Annotated in this window: 11 protein-coding genes and 1 other annotated feature; of the genes, 2 read left to right on the forward strand and 9 right to left on the reverse strand. The window is 38.5% G+C overall.

The features are described from left to right. The 9 genes from HMPREF3249_RS00005 to HMPREF3249_RS00045 form a co-directional block, all read right to left on the reverse strand. Nucleotides 1-1,886: GbpC/Spa domain-containing protein (locus tag HMPREF3249_RS00005; protein WP_180363188.1), on the reverse strand; the 1,886-nt coding region annotated here is incomplete at its 3' end. Between the two features lie 348 nt (nt 1,887-2,234). After that, complete coding sequence (rpmA, locus tag HMPREF3249_RS00010) at nt 2,235-2,528, reverse strand: 50S ribosomal protein L27 (RefSeq protein ID WP_003024983.1); 294 nt, start codon at nt 2,526-2,528, stop codon at nt 2,235-2,237. 17 nt (nt 2,529-2,545) lie between these two features. Then, on the reverse strand, nt 2,546-2,890 hold the full coding sequence (locus HMPREF3249_RS00015) for a ribosomal-processing cysteine protease Prp (protein ID WP_003040403.1): 345 nt from the start codon (nt 2,888-2,890) through the stop codon (nt 2,546-2,548). 16 nt (nt 2,891-2,906) lie between these two features. Further along, a complete protein-coding gene (gene rplU / locus HMPREF3249_RS00020) occupies nt 2,907-3,221 on the reverse strand; it encodes a 50S ribosomal protein L21 (protein ID WP_003035040.1) in 315 nt (104 codons plus the stop codon). Nucleotides 3,222-3,255: 34 nt separating this feature from the next. Then, nucleotides 3,256-3,327: a sequence feature (ribosomal protein L21 leader region), on the reverse strand. A gap of 125 nt (nt 3,328-3,452) precedes the next feature. Continuing rightward, nucleotides 3,453-4,667, reverse strand: a complete 1,215-nt coding sequence (thiI, locus tag HMPREF3249_RS00025) for a tRNA uracil 4-sulfurtransferase ThiI (RefSeq protein ID WP_049516688.1) — start codon at nt 4,665-4,667, stop codon at nt 3,453-3,455. 3 nt (nt 4,668-4,670) lie between these two features. After that, nucleotides 4,671-5,813, reverse strand: a complete 1,143-nt coding sequence (locus HMPREF3249_RS00030) for a cysteine desulfurase family protein (protein WP_059220639.1) — start codon at nt 5,811-5,813, stop codon at nt 4,671-4,673. A 112-nt stretch (nt 5,814-5,925) separates the two neighbouring features. Further along, nucleotides 5,926-7,845: a fructose-bisphosphatase class III gene (locus HMPREF3249_RS00035; protein ID WP_059220638.1), complete on the reverse strand. Its 1,920-nt coding sequence runs from the start codon at nt 7,843-7,845 to the stop codon at nt 5,926-5,928. A gap of 42 nt (nt 7,846-7,887) precedes the next feature. Further along, on the reverse strand, nt 7,888-8,706 hold the full coding sequence (locus HMPREF3249_RS00040; protein ID WP_049508215.1) for a pyruvate, water dikinase regulatory protein: 819 nt from the start codon (nt 8,704-8,706) through the stop codon (nt 7,888-7,890). Between the two features lie 13 nt (nt 8,707-8,719). Next, nucleotides 8,720-9,349, reverse strand: a complete 630-nt coding sequence (locus tag HMPREF3249_RS00045) for a CBS domain-containing protein (RefSeq protein WP_059220636.1) — start codon at nt 9,347-9,349, stop codon at nt 8,720-8,722. A 176-nt stretch (nt 9,350-9,525) separates the two neighbouring features. Here HMPREF3249_RS00045 and ppdK point away from each other — a divergent pair, with 176 nt between their 5' ends. Next, nucleotides 9,526-12,135, forward strand: coding sequence for a pyruvate, phosphate dikinase (ppdK, locus tag HMPREF3249_RS00050; protein ID WP_059220634.1), 2,610 nt, complete (start codon nt 9,526-9,528; stop codon nt 12,133-12,135). A gap of 198 nt (nt 12,136-12,333) precedes the next feature. Then, nucleotides 12,334-12,762, forward strand: a complete 429-nt coding sequence (locus HMPREF3249_RS00055; protein ID WP_003027515.1) for a DUF6556 family protein — start codon at nt 12,334-12,336, stop codon at nt 12,760-12,762. Nucleotides 12,763-12,976 lie beyond the last annotated feature (214 nt).

Consider the following 12,976-nt stretch of genomic DNA (forward strand, 5'->3'; position numbering starts at 1 on the left):
TCCTTATAAACGTACGTCACTTCCGTCGTCCCTTCACTTACTTTCCCTTGTTCGTTACTTGGAAGTTGGTCTAAAAGCAATTCGTAAGTTTTTCCATTAGAAGTTACTATAGTCGTTTGTCTATGTTCCGTCGTATCATAATTAGCACCAATGGATGTATTAGGTGTATCTTCAACACTCTCTTTAATCGTTTCGCCAGCTTGATTTCTATAATTTACGATAACATTTCCAGTCACTTCAACGTAAGAATTATATACATTGGTTATTCCTAATTTAACTGTACCTGTTATATTATCAGATGACGATACATATTTATAAACTTTACCATTGAATGTTATTCGGTCTTCATGCGTTCCTGTATAACTTTCACCTATAAGTGTGCCTTTAGGTTTGACAGTTTGTGTTTCTGTCAACTTAGTAGTTGTACCTTGAATATAATTGTCAAGTAATACAGTCCCTGCTTTATTATAGCTAAAGAATTTATAACTTAAATTAGGCTTAGTTAAAACGAAAGGTGAAGGCAATTTACTTGTAATGGCTAGCCAATATCCTTTATCAAATTCCGAATATCTACGCATAGTAAACGAAATAACACTGCCATTTTCTGTTACACCTGCAATACTAGTTTTATAAAAATCAGGATTGTCGTAGCTATCTGTAATTCCTGCTGTAGAAGTAGTTGCAGCTAAACGATTATCAGATTGTTTCTCAACATAAGAACCAGTTATTTTTACTGGTTTGAAGTTATAATCTGTTATCCCTTCCTCATGAGTCTTTCCATCAGCAAGTATCGTTTTTGACAAACTTGTCAGCGCCAATATAGCCGGATTGTCTTGATTAAATTGAATGAGATTATCATCTTCATCATAAAAACGGATTTTGACACCATACCTAGACGGTGCTGATAAATTATAAAAAGTATAGATTCCTTTTGTTGGATCTTTTTCCGCAAAACCGATGATACCTGTTCCACTATTTAAATTTGTTACTTCATACACGACTTTAGCAATTTTTTTACCATTATAGCTTGAATTTTGTAAATTTGTGTAAGTGGCTGTTATAGTCTGACCTTTGTCAATCTTTGGAATAACAAATCTACCCGAAAGAGTGGTGGTATAAGCTGCTACGGGATTGTTAGCAAATTTCTTACCACTGCTTACATATTCTTCGTATGACATCGCTTTAGGCATATCTTGCTGACCAAATTCAGTTGTACCTGTAATTGATAGGTGAGCATTTGGTTCGTTTTCAAATTTCAGTCCTTGAGTTACAACTTCACTAAGATATCCTGGCTTAGTTGTATTGGCCTGCGCTACTGCAAGATCGTTTTTGTATTTCTCTATCGCTTCTTTGATACGTTTTGCTTGTTCTTTTTCACGCGCATTAGCTTCTGCTTCTAGAGTAGCGACTTCTGCTTCAGTATTCGCAGTTCCAATATTTTCTGTCGCCTCTTGCTTTGCTTCAATCCCATTATTCTTGGCTTCTGTTACAGCGTCTTTTAATTCTTGATTTTCAACTGTTACATTTGGATTTTGATTTTCTGTCTGTGCAGTAGATAGCATTGCTTGAGAAGCGGCTGCAGTAGGTGCTGTTGCAGCTGCTCTACTAGTTGAATTCATAGTAGTAGCTGAATCAGCCTTTGTAGTTGTCAGAGTAGTATTATCTTCTTGTCTAGCCATTTGTGATTGTACAACAAGACTTGTATCTGACGCTTCAGCTATAGGTATAGGTGCTGTTGTTTTAGGACTTTCAATATCATCAGCCGCCACACTCTTGTGTAAACTAAACATTGCGATTATTCCAAATATAATAACACCAACAGTCCCGTAAATTTTATTTTTACGAATTGAGCCATGACCTTGAAGTTCATTATTTTTTCTAAACATGCTAGTATCCTTTTTATAAATTATTTATCTTATCTATTCCTGAAGGTATAACTATATATGGAAATAGAAGAATTTCATTACTAATTACAACTATATTATTACTTGTAATCACGTTAAAGATGTCATTATACATTATACTTTGATAACTGGAATAATTCAACTAATATGATACTAAAATACATAAAAAACACATATAAACTGTAGTTAAAATAAAGATAGCTGCAAAGTTGTTCACAGCTATCTTATAATGAGATGAAGATTGTTCGTTTTATCTACATTTCTTTTGTTGTTTTCAAATTATCATTTTCAAAAGAAAGACCCGTACCATGAGGTAGGGACTTTCAATTCTTATTTCGCAATTGGGTAAACAGAAACTTGTTTTTTATCGCGACCTTTGCGTTCAAAGCGTACAACACCTTCAACTTTTGCAAACAAAGTGTCATCTCCACCACGTCCAACGTTGATACCTGGATAAATGTGAGTACCGCGTTGACGATAAAGAATTGATCCACCAGTTACAGTTTGTCCGTCAGCCGCTTTAGCTCCAAGACGTTTTGCTTGTGAATCGCGTCCGTTAGATGTAGAACCTCCACCTTTTTTATGGGCGAAAAGTTGCAGATTAGCAAGATTCATTTTCAACATAATGTTTTTCCTCCGTGTTAGTTTTCTGTGATAACTCTTGTCTGGACGAACTCAGCTGAGTCCTCCGATAGGTTTGCCATACCCAAGAAGAATGATTCAAAGAAAAGCTGAGTCATTTCTCTTTGGTGAGGTGGAATATCTGTAGGAATCTCTACCCGTAAGAATCCACCTTCTTCTTCGTTTAATTCTAAGATTGGTTCATAGCCTGCGAATTTTTCAATCGAATTGATGAAATTTATGGCAAGCGTAGAAACCGACGCACACACGACATCAAAGCCGTATTCGCCACTTTCGGCGTGTCCAGTAATTTCTGCACTCCTCAGCTCACCATCCTCGGCTCGTTCAAAGACTGCTTGTATCATGTGCTCTCCTTAAAAATCAAGCGTTGATTGCATTGATGACAACCTTAGTATATGGTTGACGGTGACCTTGTTTACGATGGCTACCTTTTTTAGGTTTGTACTTGTAAGTAACAACCTTCTTTTGTTTTCCTTGTTTTTCAACAGTTCCAACAACAGTAGCTCCAGAAACAAGCGGAGTTCCGACAACAGTGTTTTCACCACCAACAAGAACAACTTCGTCAAATGTTACATCTTGACCAGCTTCAACGTCTAATTTTTCAACGTAGATTGCTTGACCAACTTCAACTTTAACTTGTTTGCCGCCAGTTTTAATGATTGCGTATGTGCTCATTATGCACCTCCTATGAATTTTACGGGTTTCCCCTAATTTTGTGAAGACTCGCCTAGCATCGTGGGACGAACCACTTATGACGATGTTCGAGCGGTTGCACAGGCTGTGCATAGTCAACTCTCTAAGTATAGCATTTCTAGAATTATTTGACAAGTATTTTTTATCAAAAGACTAACTGAGTAGCTTTTAGTAATTTCCCAGAATAACTTCCAATCTCAAAATCCGTTCTTATTACAACAATCCTTCAATCATCTCATCCACTTCGTCTGTTTCTGCTTCTGGTGTGATTTCAGTAATGATGATATCAGCAACAGCACGTTCCACTAATCCTTCCACATCCATACGTGTTTCGTATTGCTCTGCATTTTTTATCTTTGGATTGGTTTTCGGACGATCTGGGGCAAAAATGGTACAGCAATCTTCAAAGGGCTGAATTGAGATATTAAAGGTATCAATCTTTTCAGCAATGTCAATGATTTCCAGCTTATCCATGGTCACAACTGGGCGAATAATTGGAGTGTTAGTGACAGCATTGATTGCTTGCATGCTTTCTAGCGTTTGGCTAGCAACTTGACCAAGGCTTTCTCCGTTGATGATAACGAGCCCACCACGTTCTTCACGAATGCGATCTGTAATGCGCATCATAAAACGGCGAGTCAGGGTCATCAGATAAGCTTCTGGTGCTTTCGCTTTGATTTCTTCTTGAATTTCCGTAAATGGCACTTCAATAAATTGGATATTACCACCAAATTTGGTTAACTTGCGTGTCAAATTCTGCGCCTTTTTAAGAGCACCTGGACTTGTATAAGGCGGGCTCGCAAAGTGAACCGCTTCAATATCCACTCCACGTTTAAGGGCTAGATAGCCCGCAACCGGGGAGTCAATTCCGCCTGACAGCATCAACATCCCTTTTCCAGATGTCCCAACAGGAAGCCCACCTGCTCCACGGATTGTTTCATAAGACAGATAAGCTGCTTCTTCGCGGATTTCTACTTGCAGTGTAATATCTGGCGCTTTCATCATGACTTGAACATGTGGAATCGCATCAAAGACTGCATTTCCCAAGGTCTGGTTCAATTCACGACTATCCAATTCAAAATTGTGGTCACTGCGTTTACTGGCAATCTTAAAAGTCATCCCCTCTTTATAAATCTCTTTCATAATTGTCTGCACCGCTTCAACTAAAGCTGGTACTGATTTTTCAATCTTATAAGACGGAGAGAAATTTTGAATCCCAAAAATCTGTTTGAGCGATTCTGCAACTGGCTGATAGTCCGTTCCGTGAAGATAGACATGTGCACGATCTCGGTCTGCTTTCACATGCACATCTGGGTAGATAGAGAGGACTGCTTGCATATTGCGTTTCAATTTGTTAATAAAACGCATGCGATTTTTTCCTTTAGTTGAAAGCTCGCCGTAGCGAACCATAATTTCTGAATATTGCATTGCTTACCTTACTTTTCTAGTTTTTTCATAAATGAGTTTAAACGTTGTCAGGAATTGCTCAATCTGACTCATATCATTATTGACATCCAGACTAATTCGCACAGCCGTTTGAGCTAAGGATTTTTCAACACCCATGGCTATCAAAGTTCCAGCTGGTTTGCCAGCTTTAGAGGAACAAGCACTCGTAGTAGATATATAAATGTCATACTCTTCAAAAGCATGAACCACTACTTCACCTCGTACGCCTTTAATCCCAAAAGTCAGGATATGGGGCGCAAACTCTTCTATTCCTGAAAAAATCGTCACATCAGGGTATTTTGCTAGTTCTTCTAAGATAACCTCTTTCATCTTGGTCGTTCGTGTGATGAAGACTTCCAAATTTTCCATAGACATGCGCAAGGCTTTTGCAGTTGCTGCAATGCCCGCCAAATTTTCAGTTGTAGAACGCTTGTCTGATTCTTGACCGCCACCATTCAACAGCGGACTGATTTTCTTACCAGACTTGATATAGACAAAACCAACACCTCGTAAACCATGGAATTTATGGCTAGAAAATGTCGCAAAGTCCACGCGCTCGGTCAAGTAATCTTCCGTTGAAATCTTAGCTATGGCTTGTACTGTATCCACATGAAAAGAAATAGTTGGCTTGTCCGCTAAAAGTTCTGAAATAGCTGCAATTGGTTGAACAGAGCCGATTTCATTGTTGACCGCCATGACTGAAATTAAAGTCGTATCCGATCGGATAAGGGTAGCTAATCTTTCAACATCTACAAAACCTTTTTTATCAACAGGCGCAAAATCCACTTCAAAACCTTGCTGCGTCAGCCAGAGAGCGGATTCTTTCACTGCTGGATGCTCAATAGCAGATACAATGATATGCTTGCCATAACGCGCTTTTTCAAAAGCCACGCCCTTGATAATCCAATTATCTCCTTCCGTCCCTCCGGACGTAAAGAAAATCTCTTGAGAGGATTTACCGAGAAGCTCCGCAATTTGCCTGCGAGATGCATCTAACAAGCGGATCGCCTGATTGCCCAAACTGTGGAGACTAGAAGGATTTCCCCAAATTTTAGAAGCAACTTCTGTATAGGTAGCCAAAGCCTCTGGGTAAGGCTTGGTTGTTGCTGAATTGTCTAAATAAATCATCTTAAACCTCTACATTTCAATACTCCTATTGTAACATGAAAAAGAAATGGGGACAACAGCAAGACTTGAAATGAAAAGGCCCTCCAAGTTTTGGCTTGGAGAGATGTAAAGGTTAATCATAAAATTCATGCAAGAAAGCAGATAGTTCCTGTTGTTGTTCGATGAGGCTTTGCCCGATTGTCGTTGATTTTATCAAGGTTCGTTCGCGAACGTGCTCAATTACTCTCTTCAAGGATGAGAGATCTAAAGCTTCCTCAATCATTTTTTGGACGTTTTGGAAAGGTTGATGCGTCACAATTTGGAAACCATAAGAATTATTAAGCAAGGAATAACCAGCAATTCCTGTTTTCTTTTGATAAGCTTCGCACAAACCACCATCAATAACGAACAGCATTCCTTCTCCTCGAATCGGCGATTCTCCCTTCAGCGTTTTCACAGGTGTATGCCCATTTACAATCCTAGAATGTTCTGAAAAAAGCCCAAATTCTTCCAAAATCAACTTGCAAATCTTAGCAGAATTCCGATAGGAGAAATAGGGATTTTCCTTTTCAACGTGCGTTTCCTTATCCTCAATAAAATAACGCTCTAGGGTGGTCATCTTGTCCTTGCCAAACAAGGGAGACAGTTTTCCATTCCAGCAATACCAGATAAGATCCGTTGAGAAATCGTCTTGAATCTCCGGATTTTTAGAACTTTCCCGAATATGGTATTCAAAAAAGTCGAGCAATTCTTTACCAGCATAGCGGATTTGATTGATTTGCAAAGGTTGAAAGTCTCCTGATGTCTCTAGAGGAATACAGCCATGAAACAGGAGATGGTTGTTATAAATCTTATACATGGAACCCTTGTTCATCAAAAACGAAATGTGGTTCTTGAGCTGAATAGAATGCTGGAATGAATCCAGCAAAGTAGCAACCACTTCTTCTTCCTCGGCTGTCAGTTGATCTGGCTGTTGAGGATTGATTGTTTGGAAGCAAGTATTAGCTAAAAAATGCTTCTTTTCTCCAACTAGAATACTTTCTTCCCAATAATCAATCTTATCCAGAGTAAGGTGTTGAGACATATTAAATTCTGGTCGTCTTTTGATGAGCTGATTTTCCAATTTAAACTGGATAATCGCTAAAGCTTGGTGAATCTTTTCCAACTGAAGAATTTCCTCAGGAGAATAATCGTCACTTCTTTTTCCTAATTTTGGTTTGAACTTTGCATTTTCAGAATAAGTTTTTTCTGCAAAGAGAACGAGCGGTCTTAGATTGAGACCATAAGCTCTCTCAATATCGTAAAGATAGCCATATCTAGCAGCTATTCGCAAGAGAATAAGCAAGCATTCTTTTGATCCGAAGAAAGCCCCCATCCAGATAATATCGTGATTGCCCCATTGAATATCCACAGAATGATAAGCCATGATTTCATTCATTACTTTATCTGCGGCTGCCCCACGGTCAAAAATATCACCAACTATGTGAAGATGATCAATGATTAACTGCCGAATGACCTTTGCTAATGCCGAAATAAACTGACTTGCCTCGCCTAAATCAATCAAATAGTTCTGAATCGTTTCAAAATAAATATTGCTATCCGGCAGATTTCTATCAGTGTAAAGCAATTCCTCAATAATGTAAGCATATTGTGGCGGCAAGGCTTTCCTTACTTTAGAGCGTGTGTATTTGGCTGCTACAAAAGCTAGCAAAGTCAACAGATTTTGAATGATTTCTCCATACCAACTTTTATCTTTCAAAGGATAAAGGAACCCATCGCTCAAAACTTCCTGAGGATACGCAATTAGTAAGGTCAGCTTGTCTTTTTCCTCTTTTGATAATTTCTCTCCAAAGCAATCATTGATTTTTTCGTTCAGGTTTCCTGCACAGGTTCTCAAGATATAGTCAAAAGCCTCAAACTCACCATGAATATCACTAAGGTACAACTCGGTTCCCTTTGGTAAATTTAAAATGGCTTCCAGATTGATTAACTCTGTGATGACCTTTTGCTTAGAATCAAACTCTTTTAATAAAATTCGTTTGTATTGTTCCATTCGTTCACCTCGTTTAAATACAGCACCTTAGGGCTTTAATTCTTATTTTGAAGCCAGAGATTTTAAGTGTTCTTCAATAATGCAAGCCGTCTCTTCAATAGATTTATCTGTCATATTGATAACATGAGCCTGATATTTTTGGAAAACTTTTTTAGAATAGTCCAATTCTTCATAAATTTTTTCAATATCTGTATAGCTTGTAGTTTGCGTCAAACCGAGCGCATCCAGACGGTTACTTCTCACTTTTGCCAATTTATCTGGGTCACACACCAAGCCTATCATTCTTCTTCTATCTACTTTATCCAAGATTTGCGGTAGCGGAACTTCAGGAATCAAGGGAAGATTGGATACTTTGTAGCCTTTATTAGCTAAATAGATGCTGAGCGGAGTCTTGGAAGTTCGAGAAACTCCTAAAATCACAAGATCCGACTCCAAAAATCCTTGTGGGTTCTTACCGTCATCATATTTAACAGCAAATTCAATAGCTGAGATTTTATTGAAATATTCCGTGTCCAAACGGTGCAGAACTCCCGGAACTTCAATCGGCTGAGTACCTGTTTTTTCCTTGATGATTTCAAAGAACGGATTCATCAAATCCAGATAAGACAAATGATTGACTCTGCTAAATTCCCTCGCAGTTGCTGCTAAATGACTGTCTACTAAGGTACTGATCACAACTGCGTCATCCTTGATAGCGTCCTGCAAAATATCCAACAATTCAGATTCCTTATTTATAAAAGGAAACCGATAGCTATTATTAAAAATCAAATCTGGGTATTGAGCCATGACGGCTGATAGTAATTTTTGGGATGTTCCTCCCAAAGAATCAGAAATGGCGTAAATGGTAATCTCTTGTTTCATGAAAACTCCTTTTTTATCTATTCACTTCTGCATTTCTAGCTTCTTGGATAATAAAGTCCAACAAAGCCGACTTCGTAATTGTTCCGATAATATGACCTTCATTTTGCTCCTCCACAACAGGCAAGGAATCAATGGCAAAATCCTGCAAAAGCGCCGCAGCTTCAAGGATATTCAAATCCTTATGGCAGGTTTTTATATGTGGCATTCTGGTCATGCAAACGGCTACTGGTGTCACATCAATATTGTCATTGAGCGCCGCTCTTAACAAATCCTTTCGCGATAAAATACCTAGTAGCTGCTTTTTTTCATCTATCACATAGAGAACATCTGCATCATACATAAATAAAGTAATAATGGCATCTTGAATAAACGAATCGTGCGCCACCAATACTGGTGAGGTCATGACATCTTCAACTTTCTTCTGAAAAGTATCAAAGAAAAAGAGCGTTTCCAAATCCGAACCAGCATAAGTGTAGCCAACTTTCGGACTTGCTTTTAAAATCCCCACTAAGGTTAGAAAGGATAAATCTGAGCGCAAAGTTGCTCTAGACACATCTAGCAGTTCTGAGATTTTTTCACCGCTAACCGGTTGATCTTTCTTTACAATCTCAACGATCTCTTTTTGTCGTTTTGTTAATTTCAACTTTTACTCCTTTTCCAATATCAATTTCAAATTATTATTATGTGTCATATTATAACAAATAAAACTCGTTTGTCAACGATTTATGATTGGTTTTTTCAGTTGACAAACATATATGATGTATATTACAATGTATTTGTCTTTCATTATGACACATATTTAATAAATTGGAGGCAAAAATGGATAAATGGATTTATTCTTTTGAAGAAGGACGCGCTGAAGACAAGGCGCTACTAGGTGGTAAGGGTGCCAATTTGGCAGAAATGACCCATTTGGGGCTGCCTGTACCTGAGGGATTTACGATTACAACTCAAAGTTGTCTACGTTATTTAGAAACTCCTTCCTTTTTCGAATCTATTTTAAAAGAGGAAGTTTTGAAAGCGGTTACTAAACTAGAAACCAAAACAAATAAATTTTTCATGGGGAATGAACCCTCACTACTACTGGTTTCTGTCCGTAGCGGAGCTAAAACTTCTATGCCTGGTATGATGGACACGATTCTCAATCTTGGACTAAATGACTTGCGTGTTCAGACTTTAGCAGACGTAACAAACGCCAATTTCGCTTACAATTGTTACCGGCGTTTATTGCAGATGTTTGCAGATGTCGTTTACGGCATCCCCAAAGAAGAATTCGACCAATGTTTAGAAAAAACCGAAAAACAATTGAATAAGAAGGTCAATGACTTTTCAAAAGAAGAACACCAATCACTTATTCAACAATATAAAGAACTCTATCAAGAACACTATCAAAATTTCCCACAAAACCCTAAAGAGCAACTCTACGCTGCTATCAAAGCGGTATTCAAATCATGGAACAATCCACGCGCTAAAGTCTACCGTGAACTAAACCACATTCCACATGATTTAGGTACGGCTGTCAATGTCCAGAGTATGGTATTTGGCAATAGCGACCAAAAAAGCGGCACAGGCGTTGTTTTCACCAGAAATCCTGCCACTGGTGAACATCATCTGTTTGGGGAATTTTTGCTCAATGCTCAAGGAGAAGATGTCGTTGCCGGTATTCGGACTCCAGAGCCGATTGACTCTCTTAAACGAATCTTACCACAGGCCTATGAAGATTTTTGCAACTACGCCAAGATTCTTGAAAAACACTACAAAGATATGCAAGATATTGAATTTACTATTGAAAAAGAAAAACTTTATATCCTGCAAACTCGAAACGGAAAACGGACGGCTAAAGCAAGCTTAAAAATTGCTTTGGATTTAGTGAATGAAAAAATGATTTCAAAGCAAGAAGCTCTCCTACGAGTCAGTCCTTCTGCCATTACCCAACTGATTCACCCTGTTTTTGAAGAAAAAGCTTTAACATCAGCTCATCACTTAACTCAGGGGCTTCCCGCTAGTCCAGGTGCCGCAACAGGAGAAATTGTCTTTACTGCCGAGCGCGCCAAAGAATTTCATGCACTTGGAAAGAAAGTGATTTTAGTTCGCCAAGAAACTTCTCCCGAAGACATTGAAGGAATGGTAGTTAGTCAAGCAATCGTGACCAGTCACGGTGGCATGACTTCTCATGCAGCCGTTGTAGCTCGTGGCATGGGCACTTGTTGTGTCGCAGGATGCGGAGAATTATCTATCAATGAAGACGGAAAAACACTTGTATGCGGTAAGGTAACCTTAAAAGAGGGAGACATCCTTTCTGTAGACGGCACTTCCGGCAAACTCTACATTGGAAGCATTCCAACCACTATGATTGATAATAATGACGAATTACAACTGTTCCTTTCTTGGGCAGATGAAATGGCACAGCTAACCGTTCGAGCAAATGCCGAAACCATTCAAGATTTGAAAACAGCTGTTCAATTTGGAGCCAAAGGCATTGGTCTTGCTCGTACAGAGCACATGTTCTTTGGTGAGGAACGGATTTTAGAAATGCGCAGATTGATTTTATCAACGAATGAAATCGAAACTAAGTCTGCTTTAATGACACTTTTAGCTTTCCAAGAAGAAGATTTCTATCAGATGTATCAAACCATTCAAGATAAACCGATGATTGTCCGTTTACTAGATCCGCCTATGCACGAATTTTTACCAAAAACACAACAGGAAATTGAGCAATTAGCTGGGAAATTGCAAGTACCTCTTGATTCACTAATGCGGAAAATCACTTCTCTGCAAGAAACGAACCCAATGCTGGGACATCGTGGTTGCCGCTTGGGAATTACACAGCCTGAAATTTATAAAATGCAGGTAGAAGCCATTTTTAATAGCGCTATAAGACTAGCCAAAGAAGGCATGGTTATTAAACCAGAAATCATGATTCCTTTAATTGCAGAAAAGGCGGAGTTGGTTTCAATCAAAACATCTCTTTGTCAGCATATTGAGAAGATTTTCAAGAAACATCACATGCAGCCATTCCCTTATGAAATCGGTACAATGATTGAGCTGCCACGCGCTTGTTTCATCGCAGATCAATTAGCCAAGGAAGCAGACTTCTTTAGTTTTGGTACCAATGATTTGACGCAAATGACCTATGGTTTTTCTCGTGATGATATTGGAAAATTTATCCAGCATTACAAAGAGGGAGAAATCATGTCATTTGATCCATTCCAAACCATTGACCGAGCTGGAGTGGGCGAGCTCATGAAAATAGCTATTTCAAAAGCTCATCAAGTAAATCCAGAACTTCCAATTGGCATTTGTGGTGAAGTCGGAGGAGATCCTGCTTCTATTCCTTTCTTCCAAGAGATTGGCATTACTTATGTTTCTTGCTCACCTTATCGCGTTCCTGCTGCACGATTAGCTGTTGCGCAAGCACATCTTTCCTAGTTCCTTCCTTATAAGTGAATCAGCTCTTTCTATCTGCTAACAGGACAGACAAGGATGGAGCTGATTTTTTGTAAAAGGTAATTTTTTCAATCAATTTTCGATTGCTTTACATGAAATTTTCAACATTTTAAATTTTTTTAAGACAATTTTAAATAAAGAGGGTATAATGAAGATGAGAAAGGAGATTATCAACTCACAATGGAAAATTATTCTCGAAAAAACAAAACTTCAACTACTAAAGAAGAAAAAGCGCCTACTCGTCACCATATCAAAAAAGGGCTGTCAGCTTTTCAAAAGACCCTTGCTACGATTGGGAGTATTCTTGGGATTATCACCGCAACAATCACAATCCTGACTTTCATGAATAACAATAAATCTGATAACAAAACAAAAACCAGTCAGACAACACAAACAACTATTATCAAAGAAATTCAGAAAGAAACAACAACAGACGGGGCTCAATCTAGCAACACGACTGCTACTAGTCAAGGCGAAACAGAAACAAGTAGCGCTAGTTCTGACACCACGCAGTCTAGCAATACATCAAACGATATTAGCTCTAGTCAGACAAGTAGCAAAACGACTGACAACGACACAAATACAACTACTTCAAGCTCTAGTAATTAAAAAAACGGAAGTGAGACAACCAATCAGATCAATGTCTAGGAGTTGCTCAACTTCCGCTTTTTTATATTTAATTTCATACTCTCAATGAAAATCAAAAAGTTTGAATGAGATTCACTGCGTGAACCTTGTCCTACGACTTCAACTGACTTCCAGAAGTTTTTTGATGGAAACCTTGCTTCCTTTATCCGCAGTCTTTAATAGTTCCTCGAGCTGT

The organism is Streptococcus sp. HMSC36C04, from assembly GCF_001839535.1.
GTDB classification, from domain to species: Bacteria; Bacillota; Bacilli; order Lactobacillales; family Streptococcaceae; genus Streptococcus; species Streptococcus hominis.